Below are 19,321 nucleotides of genomic sequence, written 5' to 3' on the forward strand. Positions count from 1 at the left end.
GCGTGCGGCTCAAGTGCATCAAGCTGGCGGGGTTCAAGTCCTTCGTCGATCCGACCACGGTGAACTTCCCCAGTAACATGGCGGCGGTCGTCGGGCCCAATGGCTGCGGCAAGTCGAACATTATCGACGCCGTACGCTGGGTGATGGGCGAGAGCTCGGCCAAGAACCTGCGCGGCGAGTCGATGACCGACGTCATCTTCAACGGATCGACCAGCCGCAAACCGGTGAGTCAGGCGAGCATCGAACTGGTGTTCGATAACTCCGACGGCACGCTGCTCGGTGAATACGCCGCGTATGCGGAAATCTCCATTCGCCGCAAAGTCACCCGCGACAGCCAGACCACCTATTACCTCAACGGCACCAAATGCCGGCGTCGCGACATCACCGACATATTCCTTGGTACCGGCCTGGGCCCGCGCAGCTATTCGATCATCGAGCAGGGGATGATCTCCAAGCTGATCGAGTCCAAGCCCGAGGACCTGCGCAACTTCATCGAAGAAGCGGCGGGCATTTCCAAGTACAAGGAGCGCCGGCGCGAGACCGAAAACCGTATCCGTCGCACCCACGAAAACCTTGCGCGCCTGACCGACCTGCGCGAAGAACTTGAACGCCAGCTCGAACGCTTGCACCGTCAGGCCGAGGCCGCCAAGAAGTATCAGGAGTTCAAAGGCGAAGAGCGGCAGCTCAAGGCTCAACTGTCAGCCTTGCGTTGGCAGGATCTGAACGACCAGGTCGGCCAGCGCGAAGCGATCATCGGCACCCAGGAAATTTCCTTTGAGGCCTTGGTCGCTGAGCAGCGCAATGCCGACGCGAGCATCGAGCGCCTGCGTGACGGGCATCATGACCTCTCAGAGCGCTTCAATCTGGTGCAGGGGCGTTTCTATTCGGTCGGCGGCGACATCGCCCGGGTCGAGCAGAGCATCCAGCACGGTCAGCAGCGTCTGCGCCAACTGCAGGACGATCTCAAAGAAGCCGAGCGCGCGCGCCTGGAGACCGAATCTCACCTGGGCCACGACCGCACCTTGCTGCTGACCCTCGGCGAAGAGCTGGACATGCTCACCCCCGAGCAGGAAGTCACCAGCGCCGCCGCCGAAGAAGCCGCCGCCGCGCTGGAAGAATCCGAAACCACCATGCACGGCTGGCAAGAGCAGTGGGACACGTTCAACCTCACCGCCGCCGAACCTCGACGTCAGGCTGAAGTCCAGCAGTCACGAATCCAGCAGCTGGAAACCAGCCTGGAGCGTCTGGCCGATCGCCAGAAGCGTCTTGGCGAAGAGCGCGCCTTGCTGTCGGCGGACCCGGAAGACGCGGCGATCATGGAGCTCAGCGAACAGCTCGCTGAATCCGAGGCGACCCTTGAGGATTTGCAGACCAGTGAAGAAGCCCAGGTCGAAAAGCTCGAGCAACTGCGTCAGCAATTGCAGCAAGCGCTGACGGCGCAGCAGCAGGCCCAGGGCGATTTGCAGCGCCTCAATGGTCGATTGGCTTCCCTGGAAGCCTTGCAGCAAGCCGCCCTGGATCCGGGCACCGGCACCGCTGAATGGTTGCGTGATCAACATCTGGCCGATCGCCCGCGTCTGGCCGAAGGCTTGAAGGTTGAAGCGGGTTGGGAACTGGCGGTGGAAACCGTGCTCGGGGCCGACCTGCAAGCCGTGCTGGTGGATGATTTCAACGATTTCGATTTGTCCGGGTTTGCTCAGGGCGACCTGCGTTTGCTCAGCCCCGCGACCGATGGCGTGCGGGTGCCGGGCAGTCTGCTCGACAAGGTCGAGGCGCAGATCGATCTGTCGCCGTGGCTGGGACAGGTCAAACCGGTCGACAGTCTGGAGCAGGCGCTGGCCTTGCGTGGCCAGTTGGCGGTCGGCCAGAGCCTGATCAGCCGCGACGGATACTGGGTCGGCCGGCACTTTTTGCGGGTGCGCCGCGCCAGCGAAGCGGAAAGCGGCATGCTGGCCCGAGGTCAGGAAATCCAGAAACTGGGCCTGGAGCGCGAAGAGCGCGAAGCGGCGGTCGAGACCCTGGAAACCGAATTGCAAAACCTGCGGGCGCAACAGCGTCAGCAGGAGAACGGACGCGAACACTTGCGCCGTTTGCTGCAAGACGAAGCCCGTCAACAAGGCGAATTGAAAGCCCAGTTGTCGGCCGGAAAAGCCAAGGCCGAGCAGTTGACCTTGCGCCGCACACGTCTTGATGAAGAAATCGAGGAGTTGGGTGAACAACGGGCTCTGGAGCACGAAAGCATCGGCGAAGCGCGCCTGCAATTGCAGGAAGCTCTCGACGCCATGGCGCTGGACACCGAGCAGCGCGAGTTGCTGCTGGCCCAGCGCGACAGCTTGCGTGAACGCCTTGACCGGGTGCGGCAGGAAGCGCGCCAGCACAAGGATCACGCCCATCAACTGGCGGTGAGATTGGGTTCGCTCAAGGCCCAGCACGATTCGACGCGTCAGGCGCTGGAGCGTCTGGAAATGCAGTCCGAGCGCCTGACCGAAAAACGCGAGCAGTTGAGCCTCAATCTGGAGGAGGGCGAGGCGCCGCTGGAAGAGCTGCGCCTGAAACTTGAAGAGCTGCTCGACAAGCGCATGACCGTCGACGAAGAACTCAAGACCGCGCAGATCGCCCTGGAAGATGCCGACCGCGAACTGCGCGAGGCCGAGAAGCGCCGTACCCAGGCCGAACAACAGTCCCAGCTGATTCGCAGTCAGCTCGAGACCCAGCGTATGGAATGGCAAGCCCTGACCGTGCGCCGCAAGGCCTTGCAGGACCAGTTGCTGGAAGACGGTTATGACTTGCACGGCGTACTCGCCACGCTGACGCCCGACGCCAGTGAGAAGAACGCGGAGGAAGAACTCGAACGCATAGCCGCGCGGATTCAACGCCTGGGTGCGATCAACCTCGCGGCCATCGACGAATACCAGCAACAATCGGAGCGTAAACGTTATCTGGATGCGCAGAACGATGATCTGGTCGAAGCGCTCGACACGCTGGAGAACGTGATTCGCAAGATCGACAAGGAAACCCGTAACCGCTTTAAAGATACCTTTGATCAGATCAATGGCGGTTTACAGGCACTTTTCCCGAAAGTTTTCGGTGGAGGCCGCGCGTATTTGGAACTGACGGGCGAAGATCTACTCGATACAGGGGTGACGATCATGGCGCAGCCGCCAGGAAAGAAGAACAGCACCATCCATTTGCTCTCTGGTGGCGAAAAGGCCCTGACCGCACTGGCCCTGGTTTTTGCGATATTCAAGTTGAACCCGGCGCCGTTTTGCATGCTCGATGAAGTTGACGCACCACTGGATGACGCTAACGTTGGACGCTACGCACGGCTGGTCAAAGAGATGTCGCAGACCGTGCAGTTCATCTATATCACCCACAACAAGATCGCCATGGAAATGGCCGATCAACTGATGGGGGTGACGATGCACGAGCCTGGTTGCTCGCGTCTGGTGGCTGTCGATGTCGAGGAGGCGATGGCGATGGTCGATGCCTGAGGGCCGGCTGCAAGTTGCAGGTTTCAAGCTGCAAGCGAGGCGGCTTGCAGCTTGAAGCTTGATGCTTGTGATTGCGCGGCCCTATAAAGTTGCCTTTGGTCGTGCTAGTTTAATGTCAATTTTTCGTGTACGTGGGCAAAACGCCTGTCAGAACATAGAGTTGGCGCCACGTTTTAAAGCGGTTTACAGGTTGTAAACCCCTTATTTTTCAGCATTTTTTATAGAGGCACGGGATTACATGGAAATCGGTCTGCGCGAGTGGCTGATCGTCATCGGCATTATTGTCATTGCCGGTATTCTTTTTGATGGCTGGCGCCGTATGCGCGGCGGCAAGGGAAAACTGAAATTCCGTCTTGATCGAAGTCTGTCCAATCTGCCGGATGAAGACACCAGTGCCGAACTGTTGGGCCCGCCTCGTGTATTGGACACTCACAAGGAACCGCAACTGGACGAGCACGATCTGCCGTCGGTGAGCATGCCGGCCCGCGAACCGCGTGAGTCGGGCTCCAAGCGCGGCAAGCGCGGTCATGGCGAACCTTCGCAAGGCGACATGAACCTCAGCCTGGATCTGGACGGTGGCCCGAGCTTCAGCACTCGCGACGACGATTTTGCCGAAGACATCAAGGCAGCCCCTGCGGTCAGCGACAAGGATCATCCGCAAGCCGAAGAAGTGCTGGTGATCAGCGTGATCTGCCGCGACGCCGCTGGCTTCAAGGGCCCGGCCCTGTTGCAGAACATTCTGGAAAGCGGTCTGCGTTTTGGCGAAATGGACATCTTCCACCGTCACGAAAGCATGGCGGGCAATGGCGAAGTCCTGTTCTCCATGGCCAACGCGGTGAAGCCGGGTGTCTTCGATCTGGATGACATCGACCACTTCAGCACGCCGGCGGTGAGTTTCTTCCTGGGCCTGCCTGGCCCGCGCCATCCGAAGCAAGCCTTCGACGTGATGGTGGCGGCGGCGCGCAAACTGTCCCAGGAGCTGAACGGCGAACTGAAGGATGACCAGCGCAGCGTGCTGACGGCCCAGACCATCGAGCACTACCGTCAGCGTATCGTCGAGTTCGAACGTCGCGCCCTGACCCAGAAGCGCTAATCCAATGGCTGGGCAGGCTTCTGTGGCACAGGGGCTTGCCGTGGCAAGTGAGCAAGCTCCCTCGCCACGCTGTCCATAGCCTTGAGCTACTGTATTCAGAAAATTGAGCAGCCTCGGCTGCTCTTTTGCTTTATGAGAGAACACCCATGACTGCCGTCCAAAACCGCATTCTAGAGCTGCGCGCCGAGCTGGATCAGCACAACTATCGCTATCACGTGCTGGACGAGCCGAGCATTCCGGACGCCGAATACGACCGGTTGTTCAACGAGCTCAAGGCGCTCGAGGCTGCCAACCCGGAACTGATCACCAGTGACTCGCCAACCCAGCGAGTCGGCAGCGCGGCCCTGTCGGCGTTCACTCAGGTGCGCCACGAAGTGCCGATGCTCAGCCTCGGCAACGCCTTCGAAGAAACCGACATGCATGAGTTCGACCGCCGGGTGACCGAAGGGTTGGATCTGCCGGCCGGTGATCTGTTCGGTGGCGGTGCGACGGTCGAGTACAGTTGCGAACCAAAGCTCGATGGCCTGGCGGTCAGTTTGCTGTATCAGGACGGCATGCTGGTGCGCGGTGCAACGCGCGGCGACGGCACCACCGGCGAAGACATCAGCGTCAACGTGCGCACCGTGCGCAACATTCCGCTCAAGTTGCACGGCACCGGCTGGCCGGCCACCCTGGAAGTGCGCGGCGAAGTATTCATGTCCAAGGCCGGTTTCGAGCGGCTCAATGCCACGCAACTGGAGGTCGGCGGCAAGACCTTCGCCAACCCGCGCAACGCCGCGGCGGGCAGCTTGCGTCAGCTGGATTCGAAGATCACTGCCAATCGGCCGCTGGAATTCTGCTGCTACGGCATCGGCCAGGTGTCCGCCGATATCGCCGGTACGCACTTCGGCAACCTGCAACAGCTCAAGACCTGGGGCCTGCCGATCAGCCACGAGCTCAAGCTGGCGAACGGCATCGCCGAGTGCCTGGATTACTACCGTGACATCGGTGAAAGGCGCAGCGCGCTGCCTTACGAAATCGACGGCGTGGTGTTCAAGGTCAACAGCATTGCCTCCCAGCGCGAACTGGGTTTCCGCGCTCGCGAACCGCGTTGGGCCATCGCCCACAAGTTCCCGGCCATGGAAGAGTTGACCGAGCTGCTCGACGTCGAATTCCAGGTCGGGCGCACCGGCGCCGTCACGCCCGTGGCCCGCCTGAGGCCGGTCAAGGTGGCGGGTGTCACCGTGGCCAACGCGACGTTGCACAACATGGACGAAGTGGCGCGCCTGGGATTGATGATCGGCGACACGGTGATCATCCGCCGTGCTGGCGACGTGATTCCGCAAGTGGTTCAGGTCGTGCTCGAGCGTCGTCCGGACGATGCGCGGCCGGTGCATATCCCCCAGCAATGCCCGGTCTGCGGCTCCCACGTCGAGCGCACGCAACTGATCAAGCGCAGCAAGGGCCGCGAGACTGTCAGCGAAGGTGCGGTGTATCGCTGTGTCGGTAGACTGGCCTGCGGCGCGCAACTCAAACAGGCGATCATTCACTTCGTTTCCCGTCGCGCGATGGATATCGAAGGTCTGGGCGAGAAGAGTGTCGAGCAACTGGTGGATGAAGGCCTGGTGAGTTCGCCCGCCGATCTGTACGCCCTGACGTTCGAGCAGATCGTGGATCTGGAAGGCTTTGCCGAGCTGTCGAGCCGGAATCTGCTCGGCGCCATCGAGGACAGCAAGAAGCCGGGGCTGGCACGTTTCATTTATGCCCTGGGGATTCCCGATGTCGGCGAGGAGACAGCCAAGGTCCTGGCGCGCTCCCTGGGCTCACTGGAGCGGGTACAGCAGGCCCTGCCGCAAGTGCTGACGTACTTGCCGGATGTCGGGCTGGAAGTCGCCCACGAGATCCACAGCTTCTTCGAAGATGCGCATAACCGGCAGGTGATCGCCAATCTGCTCAAGCACGGTTTGCAGATTCAGGATCAGGGTGAGTTGGGCGCCGAATTTGCCGCCAGCACGACATTGGGCGGTTTTCTCGACAAGCTGAACATTCCTTCGGTCGGGCCGGGCGGGGCACAGAAACTCGCTGACAAGTTCGGTTCGCTGCAAGCGGTCATCAGCGCCGACTGGCTGGACATGCGTCAGGCGTTGCCGGAGAAACAGGCCAGCTCGGTCCGCGAGTTTTTTGCGATCGAGGAACATCGTCAATTGGCCGAGGCTGCCGAAAAACAGCTGGCTGAGTTCGGCATGCACTGGCACAGCGAGAAAAAAGTCGTCGAAGGCTTGCCGCTGGCCGGTCAGACCTGGGTATTGACGGGGTCGCTGGAGCTGATGAGTCGCGACGTGGCCAAGGACAAGCTCGAGAGCCTTGGCGCCAAGGTGGCGGGTTCAGTGTCGGCCAAGACCCATTGCGTGGTTGCCGGGCCGGGCGCCGGGTCGAAATTGACCAAGGCCAATGAGCTGGGGCTGAAGGTGCTGGATGAAGAGGCGTTTGTCGGGTTTCTGAGCGGGCACGGTATTTCGGTCTGACGTCATTCGCTGGCCAGCCAGTGCCTGCAAGGGTGACGCAACTCACTGCAGGAGCCGGCTTGCCAGCGCAATTGGTATCAGCCCCTTTGAAAGTCGCGGGAACGATCGACGGCCAATCATGATCTAGTCTTGGCAAGCCCCAGGGAGAGATCGCCATGTACCGCTACTTCGACCAGCTCAGCTCGCGCATCGCTGCGCCTGTCATCGGCGAAAGCTCACGCAATAGCAAGGTCTGGCCGTGCCGTTGCGGGCAGTCATTGTTCTTTCGCAACAGCCAGTGCCTGGCCTGTTCGGCAGCATTGGGTTATCACCCGGAGCTCAGTCGTGTCTCGTCATTGCAGCCGGGCGCGCAAACCGACACCTGGTTGCTGGACGCCGACCCTGCCTCCGGCGTGTTTCGCCGGTGTGCCAATCTCGACTCCCCGGCGGCCTGTAACTGGCTGCTGCCCGCCAATGATCACGATGCCTTGTGCATGGCCTGTAGCCTGAATCGCACCATCCCTGATCTGTCATTGGCCGAAAACCATGAGCTCTGGTGCAAAGTCGAAACGGCCAAGCGCCGTCTGATCGCGCAGTTGGTCAGCCTCGGGTTGCAGGTCATCCCGAAAACCGTCGACGAGGACACTGGCCTGGCCTTTGACTTTATCGGCGTGGACCTCGAGGGCAAGCCACCGACCACTGGTCATGCCAACGGCTTGATCACGCTGGATATCAATGAGGCCGACGACGCCCATCGCGAACGGGTGCGCGTACAAATGCACGAACCCTATCGCACCTTGCTCGGGCATTTTCGTCACGAAGTCGGGCATTACTACTGGGACCGGTTGATCGCCGGCAGCGATTGGCTCGAAGCCTTTCGCGGTCTGTTCGGTGACGAGCGCGCCAGCTATGCCGAAGCCCTGGAACAGCATTATCAGCAGGGTGCATCGCTCGACTGGCAGCAGCATTACGTCAGCGCCTACGCCACCATGCACCCCTGGGAAGACTGGGCGGAAACCTGGGCTCACTACTTGCACATGATGGACGCGGTGGACACGGCGCTGGGGTTTGGCATGAGTGCCCGGGAAATGGATTTCGACTATAAGCCGTTCCCTCCCGGCACCCTTTATGACCCTCAGCATCCCGGTGCCGAGGCGTTCCTGTCCTTCGTCAACGCATGGATCGAACTGGCCGGCATGCTCAATGAGCTGTCGCGCAGCATGGGTCAGCCGGATTTTTACCCTTTTGTATTGCCGTCGGCGGTGATTACCAAGCTGCACTTCATTCACCTGGTCATCCAGCGGGAGGGCGGCAGGGCGGACGAGGTGCTACAGGACCTGTAGGAGCGAGCCTGCTCGCGAAGACCGTGAGGGCGACGCGTTGATCCAGGCAGCACGCGTCAGCGCTCATCGCAACGCAAGCTCGCTCCTGCACAGGCTGATTTTTATCATTAGCGCATGTCCTTGACCGGACTGATATTTTTTATCCGAAACCAACGGTTGTAACTTCGCCGCAGATAGGTACAATGGCGCGGCTCGCCGTCAGGTGAGCGTCGTTATGGTGACCCCATCGGTCCCCCCGCAACGATTACCCGTGAACCTGGTCAGATCCGGAAGGAAGCAGCCACAGCGGGAACATTGTGTGCCGGGGTGTGGCTGGTGGGGTTGCCTCCATAACGCACCGCGAGCCCTCTCTCGCGTTATCTGTTCAAACACACTCTTCATTGCGCTGCCATGGATCTTGTCCATTGCGGTTTTTTGCCGTCTGCGATTTGCGGTTCAGGTACAAAAAAGGAGGCCGACCTGTCGAGTGCGACAGGTCGGCCTCTCTTTTTCATTTTCTGCCATTAGGCTTGGACAAGGCCTGGTCAACCGCTGCAATCAGCTTTCCCAGATCATTTGGGGTTGCTTTATGAATGACATCGAACAGATACGCCCGCTGTTCATCTTCATCGCCCAAATCTGCGAAAAAGGCTTTCAGCTTCACGCCCAGCACATCGGCTAGTTGGAACAGAACGTCCACGCTGGGGGTATAGGTGCCGGTTTCGAAGCGGCTGATGGTTTTGGGGTCAAAACCGGTTCTTTCGCCAAGTTCAGCCTGAGTAAGCCCCGCGACCTTGCGGTAGCGCCGGATGGCTGGACCCAAACTTGAAATTTGCATTACTCAATTCCCATTTAGAATCAAGAACTTAACGATAGATTTTTGCATTAGACAACTGCTTGATCCATCACCTTGCTTTGCAAAATGTGATGTGTTTCGTAGAATTGCCCGCCAGTCAGGGCTTCAGTGACCGGATTTCAGAAATTTGAATAATGTGAAGAAGCCAGCACGGCACGCGCTCGGGCAGTTGCGTTCCTGTTAAACCAGCTCTCTAAACCTGCCGAATTTACCATTGTTGGTGGTGCGCCCTTGAATCAGGCGACCGCCAGCAACAGCGAGTCTGACTCATGGACGAGAAATACCGCAGGGCCGTCGATGCCGCCGCTATCTTTTGCGAGACCGACCTTTCCGGCCGGATCACCCACGTCAATGATCAGTTCTGCGCCATTTCCGGCTACAGCCGTGAGGAGCTGCTCGGGCAGAACCACCGCATGCTCAATTCCGGCATGCACTCCACTGATTTTTTTGCCGGAATGTGGCGCACCATCGCCTTGGGAAGCGTCTGGAAGGGCGTAATCTGCAATCGCGCCAAGGACGGCAGCCTGTATTGGGTCGAAAGCTCCATGGTGCCCTTGCTCGACAGCGTCACCGGGCGGGTCGAGCGTTATGTCTCCATCCGTTTTGACATCAGTGAAAAGCATCAGTTGCTGCATTCCCTCCAATGGCGGGTCGGGCACGATGTGCTGACCGGGCTGCCCAATCGCGTATTTCTCTCGGAACTGCTGGATCAGGCACTGGAATTCTCGCGCCAGGAGAGTATCCCGCTGGCGGTATGCATGCTCGATCTCGATGGCTTCAAGGCCGTCAACGATAGTTACGGGCATGCCAGTGGCGATCTGTTGCTGGTGGAAGTGGCCAGACGCCTGCGCGACATCGTGCGCGGCGAGGATGTGGTGGCGCGGCTGGCCGGTGACGAATTCGTGCTCATCTTGCGTTATGTGCGCGACTTGGTGGAGCTGCGTGCGGCGCTGAACCGGGTGCTGGGGACGATCTCGGTGCCGTATTCGGTGCACGGCAAAGACATCAATGTGTACGCCAGCATTGGCGTCACGCTGTTCCCCCACGACAACGAAGACGCTGAAACCCTGCTACGCCACGCCGATCAAGCCATGTACGTAGCCAAGCAGAGCGGGCGCAAGCGTTTTCATGTGTTTGACGTGTCACGGGATCGCGAAGGCAAGGCTACGCACCAGACGGTCGAGCGGGTGCGCCAGGCGCTGGCCTCCGATGAGTTGCGCCTGCATTTTCAGCCCAAGGTCAATATGCGCCGCGGCGAAGTCGTGGGTTTCGAAGCCCTGCTGCGCTGGGAGCATCCACAGGAAGGCCTGGTGGCGGCGAAGGAGTTTCTGGTGCTGGTTGAGGAGACAGACCTGATTATCGAAATCGGTGAATGGGTCATGGATCAGGTGTTGTCTCAGTTGGATCGTTGGCAGCAGGCCGGGCATGACTGGCCGGTAAGCGTCAATATCGCCGCGCGGCATTTTCAGCGGGCGGATTTTGTCGAGCGGCTGGGAAACCTGCTTTCGCGCTACGCACGGGTCGCACCGCAAAAACTCGACCTGGAAATCGTCGAGTCGGTCGCCATCGAGAACATTCAGCACGTCAGTGACTGCCTGCGAGCCTGCCAGGCAATGGGGGTGCAGTTTTCATTGGGCGATTTCGGTACCGGTTATTCATCCCTGAGCTACCTCAAGCGCCTGCGCACCCAAACCATCAAGATCGATAAATCTTTTGTGCGCGACATATTGCATGACCACGATGACCTGGCCCTCACGTCCGCAGTGATTGGCTTGGCGCGGGCGTTTGGTCGGCAGGTGATTGCCGAAGGGCTGGAAAGTGTCGAGCACGGTGAATTGTTGCTGCAGTTGGGCTGCGAAGTGGCGCAGGGCTATTTCATTGCCCGGCCGATGCCGCCCGCAGACATACCGGACTGGGTCGCGGGTTTTGTCGCGCCTGCGCAATGGCGGGTTATGGATGAAACGGCCCGGGATCAGGGGTTGGCTTCGGACTTGCTGCCAATGTAAAGCCCGATGATGTCGTCGATCTCGCCGGACATTTTCATCCGCAGCAAGGTGCGCAGAATTCGTTGCACCGGCACCTCGGGATCGTTGCGCACATAGCAGCCTACGTGCTGTACCTGCAGCACCGCGACACTCTGCAGTCGCTGCTCCGGCAACAGGCGCTGATTGAACCATTCCAGCGACCATTGATTGCTGACGGCGTACCGATTGCGTCCCGCCTGGAGCTTTTGCAGCACCTGTTCCTGATTGCGAGCGTCGTCGCGGTGCAACTGGCTGCTATCGAACAGCGGCTGCAAGGTCGGATAGCTATAGCCGAGCACCGTGCCGATGGACTGATGCGATAAATTCTCCGGATTCACCGAGGCGAGACCGGTAGGGCGACTGATCAGCATGTCGGGTTGGGTCCAGAGCGGGATGCTCCAGATGTAGTCGCCGGACTGGTTCGGCAACCAGGACTGCGCGGCATAGCAGCGGATATCGACCTCGCCGTGCTCCATGGCGCTCTGCACCCGCGCCCGAGGTAATACGTGAAACTCCGCCGGGACGCCGACCTGGCTCGCGAGACTGAGCATCACGTCGTACAGAATGCCCTGGGTCGGTCGGCCATGTTCCAGTTGCACCATCGGCATCGCCCAACTGTCGGGCACCACAAAGCGCAGCGGCGCACCGGCGGCCGCTCCGTTCAGGCTGATCAACAGCAGTGCCCCCAAGGCCAGCCGCATAAACGCTTCAATGGATCTTTGAAACAAATAGCCCCCAAAATCGAGCTTAGCCAGATTAGACGAGCGCACCGGATGCAATTTTGCCCTTGCTCCGCTAGCATTAGCCGCTTCAGCTTCCTTCGTTGCGACGGTTTTCGATGAGTTATCAGGTTCTTGCACGTAAATGGCGTCCGCGCTCGTTCCGCGAAATGGTCGGCCAGACCCATGTGCTCAAGGCTCTGATCAATGCCTTGGACAGCCAGCGGCTGCACCACGCCTACCTGTTCACCGGTACGCGCGGGGTCGGCAAGACCACCATCGCGCGAATTATCGCTAAATGCCTGAACTGTGAAACAGGTATCACTTCAACGCCTTGCGGCGAGTGCTCGGTGTGTCGCGAAATCGATGAAGGCCGTTTCGTCGACCTGATCGAGATCGACGCCGCGAGTCGCACCAAGGTCGAAGACACCCGCGAACTGCTCGACAACGTGCAGTACGCCCCAAGCCGCGGACGCTTCAAGGTTTACCTGATCGACGAAGTGCACATGCTCTCCAGCCATTCCTTCAATGCGCTGTTGAAAACCCTCGAAGAGCCGCCACCCTACGTCAAGTTCATCCTGGCCACCACTGATCCGCAGAAACTTCCTGCAACGATTCTCTCCCGGTGCCTGCAGTTTTCCCTGAAGAACATGACCCCGGAGCGCGTCGTCGAGCATTTGACCCACGTGCTGGGCGTCGAGAACGTGCCGTTCGAAGACGATGCGCTGTGGTTGCTGGGGCGCGCCGCCGATGGTTCGATGCGCGACGCCATGAGCCTGACCGACCAGGCGATTGCCTTCGGTGAAGGCAAGGTCATGGCCGCCGATGTGCGGGCAATGCTCGGGACACTCGATCACGGGCAAGTCTATGACGTCCTGCATGCGCTGATCGAAGGCGATGCCAAGGCGTTGCTCGAAGCCGTTCGGCATTTGGCCGAACAAGGCCCGGACTGGAACGGCGTACTCTCGGAAATTCTCAACGTGCTGCACCGTGTCGCCATCGCCCAGGCCTTGCCTGAAGGCGTCGATAACGGCCATGGTGATCGGGACCGCGTGCTGGCACTGGCCCAGGCGCTGCCCGCCGAAGACGTACAGTTTTATTACCAGATGGGCCTGATCGGCCGCCGCGACTTGCCGCTGGCGCCGGACCCCCGCGGCGGCTTCGAAATGGTGTTGCTGCGAATGCTCGCCTTCCGGCCCGCCGACACTGCGGATGCCCCGAGGCAACCGCTAAAGCCAGTGGGGATCAGCCAGGCCACAGTTGATTCCGCCAAATCCGTGGCTGCCGCGCCCGTTGTTGCGCCGGTGGTCGCTGCGGCAGTTGCACCCGTGGCGCCCGCGCCTGTCGTGGCTCCGGTAGCGTCGCCTGAGCCGGTCGCGGTGCCTGAGCCCGAACCGCTGGTCGAGGCGGTCGTGGTCGAAGAAGTGGTCGATCTGCCGTGGAATGATCCGGTCGAACCGGAAGTCGTCCAGCAGCCAGCGGTCGAGCCGGTACTGGAAACCGCCAGCGAACAACCCGAATTGTCTCCGATGCCGTTGCCGACGCCCGACAGCGTAGTGCCGGACGCGCCGGAGTGGGCCGCCGCGCCTATTCCGGAACCCTCGGTGGCCGAGGTCGATGCCGCCACGCCGAGCATGGACCTGGACGACGAGCCGCCGCTGGATGAGGACTACATCGAGCCGGACATGGACTCCGCCTACAGCTACCTCGACGAACTGGCCAGCGAGCACGCCGCCGAGCCTGCCGCCGAACCGGAGCCCGAGCCTGCCGCCGCGCCGGCCACGGGACTGGCCCTGCAATGGCTGGAACTGTTCCCGAACCTGCCGATCTCCGGCATGACCGGCAGCATCGCCGCCAACTGCACGCTGATCGCCGTTGATGGCGACAATTGGCTGTTGCACCTGGACCCGGCCCACAGCGCCTTGTTCAACGCCACCCAGCAACGCCGCCTCAACGATGCGTTGAATCAGTACCACGGGCGTACGCTGACCCTGACCATGGAGTTGATCAAGCCCGAGCAGGAAACCCCGGCCCAGGCCGCGTCGCGCCGTCGTGCCGACCGCCAGCGCGAGGCCGAGGAGTCGATCCATGGCGATCCGTTCATCCAGCAAATGATGCAGCAGTTCGGTGCGGTGATCCGTAACGATACTATTGAACCTGTCGAAGCTCTGGTCAGTCAGGGCTAATAACTGAGGGCGTTCGGCCAGCAGGGCCGGGCGCTGTTTTTATCCAAGTACTTTTGAGGTGATTCCCATGATGAAAGGTGGCATGGCCGGCCTGATGAAGCAGGCGCAGCAGATGCAGGAAAAAATGGCCAAGATGCAGGAAGAGCTGGCCAATGCCGAAGTCACCGGTAAGGCCGGTGGCGATATGGTCACCGTGGTCATGACCGGTCGTCACGACGTCAAGCGCGTGACCATCGACCCAAGCCTGGTCGAAGGCCTGAGCGAAGATGACAAGGAAATGCTGGAAGCGGTGTTCGCGGCAGCGGTCAACGACGCCGTGCGCAAGATCGAAGCCAACAGCCAGGACAAAATGTCCGGCATGACCGCAGGCATGCAACTGCCACCGGGCATGAAACTGCCGTTCTGATTCGCCTTCAGGCGTCAGATGGGCTACAAAAAAATGCCAGGCATCGCGCCTGGCATTTTTGTTTCCGGCTGATCGCGATGGCGTCAACTCGGCAAAACGGAAGAATCATCGAACGCAGTACCGCCACAAAGGTCTTCTCCCTATACGACCGAACTCAACGATCAAGGAGACGCTGACATGTCCGACCCTATGACCCTCAACCAACGTATCGTCCTGGCCTCCCGCCCGGTGGGTGCGCCGACGCCCGAGAATTTCCGCCTGGAGCGGGTCGCGTTGCCCGAGCTGGCTGAGGGTGAGGTATTGCTCAAGACCCTTTATCTGTCGCTGGACCCTTACATGCGCGGGCGCATGAGTGACGCGCCGTCCTACGCCGCGCCGGTGGAAATCGGTGGGGTGATGACAGGTGGCGCCGTCAGCCGGGTCGAGCGTTCGCTCAATCCCAGGTTTCAGGAAGGCGATCTGGTGGTCGGCGCCACGGGTTGGCAAAGCCATAGCATCAACGACGGTCGCAGTATTGTGCCGGTGCCGTCGGGGCTGCCGAGCCCGTCGATGGCCCTGGGTGTCCTCGGCATGCCGGGCATGACCGCTTACATGGGCTTGATGGACATTGGCCAGCCGAAGTCCGGCGAAACGCTGGTGGTCGCGGCCGCATCGGGTGCAGTCGGCTCGGTGGTCGGGCAGGTGGCGAAAATCAAGGGCTTGCGCGTGGTGGGCGTGGCCGGTGGCGCGGACAAGTGCCGCTACGTGGTTGAGGCGTTGGGCTTCGACGCCTGTATCGATCACAGGGGCCCAGACTTCGCCGATGAGCTGGCCCGGGCCTGCCCCAAAGGCATCGATATCTATTATGAAAACGTCGGCGGCAAGGTGTTTGACGCGGTCGTGCCACTGCTCAATCCCAAGGCGCGGATTCCGCTCTGTGGGTTGATCGCTTCGTACAATGCCAGCGAGGCGCCGAGCGGTCCGGATCGCCTGCCGCAATTGCAGCGCACGCTTTTGACCAAGCGCGTGCGAATTCAGGGCTTCATCGTGTTCGACGACTATGGCGACCGTCAGCCGGAATTCGTCAGTGCCATGGCGCCGTGGGTGCGCGACGGCAAGGTCAAGTTCCGCGAAGACGTGGTCGATGGTCTGGAGCAGGCGCCCGAGGCGTTCATCGGTCTGCTGGAAGGGCGTAACTTCGGCAAACTGGTGGTGCGGGTCGCAAAAGACTGACGCTGCAATTTGACGCTAATCAGAGGCGCGGGTATAAACCGCGTCTCGTTGTTTTGTCGGATTTTTCCCCCATGAGCTTCAGCCCTTTGATTCGCCAACTGATCGATGCCCTGCGAATTTTGCCTGGTGTAGGTCAGAAAACCGCCCAGCGCATGGCGTTGCAGTTGCTCGAACGTGATCGCAGCGGCGGCTCGCGCCTGGCGTTGGCCTTGAGTCAGGCCATGGAAGGTGTCGGACATTGCCGTTTGTGCCGCACCTTGACGGAAGATGACCTTTGCCCGCAATGCGCGGACACTCGCCGCGACGACACCCTGCTTTGCGTGGTGGAAGGGCCGATGGATGTCTACGCCGTAGAGCAGACCGGGTTTCGCGGTCGCTACTTCGTGCTCAAAGGCCACCTGTCGCCACTCGACGGGCTGGGGCCGGAAGCCATCGGCATTCCGCAATTGATGGCGCGAATCGAAGAGGCGGGCACGTTTGCCGAAGTCATTCTCGCCACCAACCCGACCGTGGAAGGTGAAGCGACTGCGCACTACATCGCCCAATTGCTCAGCAGCAAAGGCCTGATCGCCTCGCGCATCGCCCATGGCGTGCCATTGGGCGGCGAGCTGGAACTGGTGGATGGCGGAACGCTGGCGCATTCGTTTGCCGGGCGTAAGCCGATCAGTTTGTAACTTGTGTCGTTTGGGTTGACGTCATCGCGAGCAGGTTTTTTGTGTGCACCGCAAATCCAATGTGGGAGCGAGCCTGCTCGCGATGCGGGCGACACGGTCTATCTGACACACGCACAATCCTGTTGAAAACCAAGCAAGCGCTCGGTTAACGTCGCTGAACCCTTCAGTGGAGTTCGCCGATGTCTGCCTTCCAGGAATACTTCGACCCCAGCCACCAATTGGTCCGCGACAGCGTCAGACGTTTCGTCGAGCGCGAGATTCTTCCGGACATCGACCAATGGGAAGAAGCCGAAAGCTTCCCCCGCGAGCTCTACCTCAAGGCCGGTGCGGCGGGCATTCTCGGCATCGGTTACCCCGAGAGCCTGGGTGGCAGCCACCAAGGTGATCTGTTCGCCAAGGTCGCCGCCAGCGAAGAATTGATGCGCTGTGGCTCGGGTGGCCTGGTGGCGGGGCTTGGCTCGCTGGACATCGGCTTGCCGCCGATTCTCAAGTGGGCCAGGCCTGATGTACGTGATCGGGTTGTGCCGCAGGTGTTGTCCGGCGAGAAAATCAGCGCTTTGGCCATCACCGAACCCGGCGGCGGTTCCGACGTTGCCAGCCTGCAGACCCGCGCCATGCGTGACGGTGACTTTTACCGGGTCAGCGGCAGTAAAACCTTCATCACCAGCGGCGTGCGCGCGGATTTCTACACCGTCGCCGTGCGAACCGGTGAGCCGGGTTTCGCCGGCATCAGCCTGTTATTGATCGAGAAGGGCACGCCCGGTTTCACCGTGGGGCGTCAGTTGAAGAAAATGGGTTGGTGGGCCTCGGACACCGCTGAACTGTTCTTCGACGATTGCCAGGTGCCTGTGGGCAATTTGATCGGCAGCGAGAACATGGGCTTTGCCTGCATCATGGGCAACTTCCAGAGCGAGCGCCTGGCCCTGGCATTGATGGCCAACATGACCGCTCAGCTGGCGCTGGAGGAAAGCCTGAAATGGGCGCGGGAACGCGAGGCCTTTGGCAAACCCATCGGCAAGTTCCAGGTGATCAAACACCGCCTCGCCGAGATGGCCACGGCACTGGAGGTGTCGCGCGAATTCACCTACCGCCAGGCAGCGAAAATGGCCGCGGGGCAGGGCGTCATCAAGGAAATTTCCATGGCCAAGAACTTTGCGACGGATACGGCGGATCGCATCACCTCGGACGCGGTGCAGATTCTGGGTGGCATGGGTTACATGCGCGAAAGCCTGGTGGAGCGGTTGTACCGGGATAACCGGATTCTTTCGATTGGCGGCGGTACGCGGGAAGTGATGAACGAGATTATCAGCAAGCAGATGGGGCTATGACAGGCTTTGGATTGATGTTGTAGCGACCGACGCTATCGCGAGCAGGCTCGCTCCCACAGAATTTTGTGAACTCCACAAATCCAATGTGGGAGCGAGCCTGCTCGCGATGGCGCCAGTGAAGGCGCCGCTTACCTGTCGGTCAGCGAAAACTGCGTCAGGCAGAACGTCGCAATTCCCATGTCTTCCAGGCGCCGCGACCCGCCCAGCTCCGGCAAATCAATAATCGCCGCCGCTTCATGCACCCGTGCGCCCATGCGGCGGATCAAGTTAGCCGCTGCAATCAGGGTGCCGCCGGTGGCGATCAGGTCATCGAACATCACCACTGAATCGCCTTCGCAGAGGCTGTCAGCGTGCACTTCCAGAAAGGCTTCACCGTATTCGGTCGCATAGCCTTCGGCCAGCACATCGGCGGGCAGCTTGCCTTGCTTGCGGAACAGCACCAGCGGTTTGTTCAACTGATAGGCCAGCACTGAACCGATCAGGAAACCACGGGCATCCATGGCGCCGATGTGGGTGAAATCAGCCTCGACGTAGCGATGGGCAAAGCTGTCCATCACCAGGCGCAGGGCCGTGGGCGACTGGAACAGCGGGGTGATGTCACGAAAAATCACCCCCGGCTTGGGGAAGTCGATCACGGGGCGAATGAGGGATTTGATGTCGAAGGAGTCGAAGGCCATCGTCAAGGTGTCCTGGCAGGGCTGCAAACGGCGCAGTATACCCGCGGCTGAAACGGTTCGCTCAACCGCGGATCGAGATCAGCCTTCGATCGAGCCGCCAGCCAGTGCACAGAGCTGGATCGGATCGAGAATCTGGATTTCCTTGCCTTCGGCGGCGATCAGTTCGTTCTGCTGGAAGCGCGTGAACACCCGCGAAACGGTTTCCACCGCCAGGCCCAGGTAGTTACCGATTTCGTTGCGGGACATGCTCAGGCGGAACTGATTGGCCGAGAATCCACGGGCGCGGAAACGTGCCGACAGGTTGACCAGGAATGTGGCGATACGCTCGTCTGCGGTCTTTTTCGACAGCAGCAGCATCATCTGTTGATCGTCGCGAATCTCGCGGCTCATCACGCGCATCAGCTGACGGCGCAGCTGCGGCAGTTGCAGGGCCAGTTCGTCGAGACGTTCGAAGGGGATTTCACAGACCGACGTGGTTTCCAGCGCTTGTGCCGACACCGGATGTTTCTCGGTGTCCATGCCCGACAAGCCGACCAGTTCACTCGGCAAGTGAAAACCGGTGAGCTGTTCTTCGCCGACATCGCTCAGGTTGAACGTTTTCAACGCACCGGAGCGTACGGCATAAACGGAGTCGAAGGTGTCACCCTGGCGGAACAGAAACTCGCCTTTTTTCAGCGGGCGGCCACGTTTGACGATTTCATCCAGGGCATCCATGTCTTCCAGGTTGAGTGAAAGTGGCAAACACAGTGGGGCCAGGCTGCAATCCTTGCAATGGGCCTGATTATGAGCACGCAACTTTACTGGCTCAGACATTTCTTCAATCCTTGTGGGAAAACACGCGTAAGACGTA

The 19,321-nt window shown here is 60.4% G+C and carries 14 protein-coding genes and 1 other RNA gene; 11 read left to right on the plus strand and 4 right to left on the minus strand.

All coding sequences use genetic code 11. The features are described from left to right. Positions 1-2 precede the first annotated feature (2 nt). From smc to ffs, 5 genes are all read left to right on the plus strand, one after another. On the plus strand, positions 3-3,491 hold the full coding sequence (gene smc, locus ACX3YF_RS16945) for a chromosome segregation protein SMC (protein ID WP_130203617.1): 3,489 nt from the start codon (positions 3-5) through the stop codon (positions 3,489-3,491). 238 nt (positions 3,492-3,729) lie between these two features. Continuing rightward, positions 3,730-4,584 (plus strand): cell division protein ZipA, encoded by an 855-nt coding sequence (zipA, locus tag ACX3YF_RS16950; RefSeq protein ID WP_047531450.1) that lies wholly within the window; start codon positions 3,730-3,732, stop codon positions 4,582-4,584. 146 nt (positions 4,585-4,730) lie between these two features. Continuing rightward, on the plus strand, positions 4,731-7,088 hold the full coding sequence (gene ligA / locus ACX3YF_RS16955) for an NAD-dependent DNA ligase LigA (RefSeq protein ID WP_458973960.1): 2,358 nt from the start codon (positions 4,731-4,733) through the stop codon (positions 7,086-7,088). Between the two features lie 155 nt (positions 7,089-7,243). Further along, positions 7,244-8,410: a zinc-binding metallopeptidase family protein gene (locus tag ACX3YF_RS16960; RefSeq protein WP_196586536.1), complete on the plus strand. Its 1,167-nt coding sequence runs from the start codon at positions 7,244-7,246 to the stop codon at positions 8,408-8,410. Between the two features lie 224 nt (positions 8,411-8,634). Then, positions 8,635-8,731, plus strand: an RNA gene (ffs, locus tag ACX3YF_RS16965) — signal recognition particle sRNA small type. 169 nt (positions 8,732-8,900) lie between these two features. On the opposite strand, the gene ACX3YF_RS16970 is transcribed toward ffs, so the two are convergent. After that, complete coding sequence (locus ACX3YF_RS16970) at positions 8,901-9,227, minus strand: helix-turn-helix domain-containing protein (RefSeq protein WP_047531444.1); 327 nt, start codon at positions 9,225-9,227, stop codon at positions 8,901-8,903. Positions 9,228-9,514: 287 nt separating this feature from the next. On the opposite strand from ACX3YF_RS16970, the gene ACX3YF_RS16975 reads away from it, so the two are divergent. Then, positions 9,515-11,251 (plus strand): putative bifunctional diguanylate cyclase/phosphodiesterase, encoded by a 1,737-nt coding sequence (locus ACX3YF_RS16975; RefSeq protein WP_458973961.1) that lies wholly within the window; start codon positions 9,515-9,517, stop codon positions 11,249-11,251. Here the strand turns inward: ACX3YF_RS16975 and ACX3YF_RS16980 are convergent. Then, on the minus strand, positions 11,218-11,970 hold the full coding sequence (locus ACX3YF_RS16980; protein ID WP_458973962.1) for a substrate-binding periplasmic protein: 753 nt from the start codon (positions 11,968-11,970) through the stop codon (positions 11,218-11,220). The two genes, ACX3YF_RS16975 and ACX3YF_RS16980, sit on opposite strands and share 34 nt — an antisense overlap. Before the next feature lie 137 nt (positions 11,971-12,107). On the opposite strand from ACX3YF_RS16980, the gene dnaX reads away from it, so the two are divergent. The 5 genes from dnaX to ACX3YF_RS17005 all read left to right on the plus strand — a co-directional run bounded on the left by dnaX (position 12,108) and on the right by ACX3YF_RS17005 (position 17,794). Continuing rightward, positions 12,108-14,174 (plus strand): DNA polymerase III subunit gamma/tau, encoded by a 2,067-nt coding sequence (gene dnaX / locus ACX3YF_RS16985; RefSeq protein ID WP_458973963.1) that lies wholly within the window; start codon positions 12,108-12,110, stop codon positions 14,172-14,174. Between the two features lie 67 nt (positions 14,175-14,241). Continuing rightward, positions 14,242-14,580 (plus strand): YbaB/EbfC family nucleoid-associated protein, encoded by a 339-nt coding sequence (locus ACX3YF_RS16990; RefSeq protein ID WP_008028561.1) that lies wholly within the window; start codon positions 14,242-14,244, stop codon positions 14,578-14,580. Positions 14,581-14,757: 177 nt separating this feature from the next. Beyond that, a complete protein-coding gene (locus tag ACX3YF_RS16995) occupies positions 14,758-15,792 on the plus strand; it encodes an NADP-dependent oxidoreductase (protein ID WP_458944553.1) in 1,035 nt (344 codons plus the stop codon). Positions 15,793-15,863: 71 nt separating this feature from the next. Beyond that, positions 15,864-16,466, plus strand: coding sequence for a recombination mediator RecR (gene recR, locus ACX3YF_RS17000; RefSeq protein WP_008050204.1), 603 nt, complete (start codon positions 15,864-15,866; stop codon positions 16,464-16,466). A gap of 179 nt (positions 16,467-16,645) precedes the next feature. After that, positions 16,646-17,794: an acyl-CoA dehydrogenase family protein gene (locus ACX3YF_RS17005; protein WP_458944554.1), complete on the plus strand. Its 1,149-nt coding sequence runs from the start codon at positions 16,646-16,648 to the stop codon at positions 17,792-17,794. Positions 17,795-17,922: 128 nt separating this feature from the next. On the opposite strand, the gene ACX3YF_RS17010 is transcribed toward ACX3YF_RS17005, so the two are convergent. Both ACX3YF_RS17010 and fnr read right to left on the minus strand, forming a co-directional pair. Beyond that, positions 17,923-18,471, minus strand: a complete 549-nt coding sequence (locus tag ACX3YF_RS17010) for an adenine phosphoribosyltransferase (protein ID WP_448647244.1) — start codon at positions 18,469-18,471, stop codon at positions 17,923-17,925. Positions 18,472-18,549: 78 nt separating this feature from the next. Beyond that, positions 18,550-19,284, minus strand: a complete 735-nt coding sequence (gene fnr / locus ACX3YF_RS17015) for a fumarate/nitrate reduction transcriptional regulator Fnr (RefSeq protein WP_103402645.1) — start codon at positions 19,282-19,284, stop codon at positions 18,550-18,552. Between the last annotated feature and the right edge of the window lie 37 nt (positions 19,285-19,321).

The organism is Pseudomonas fluorescens group sp. PF-69, assembly GCF_054481235.1.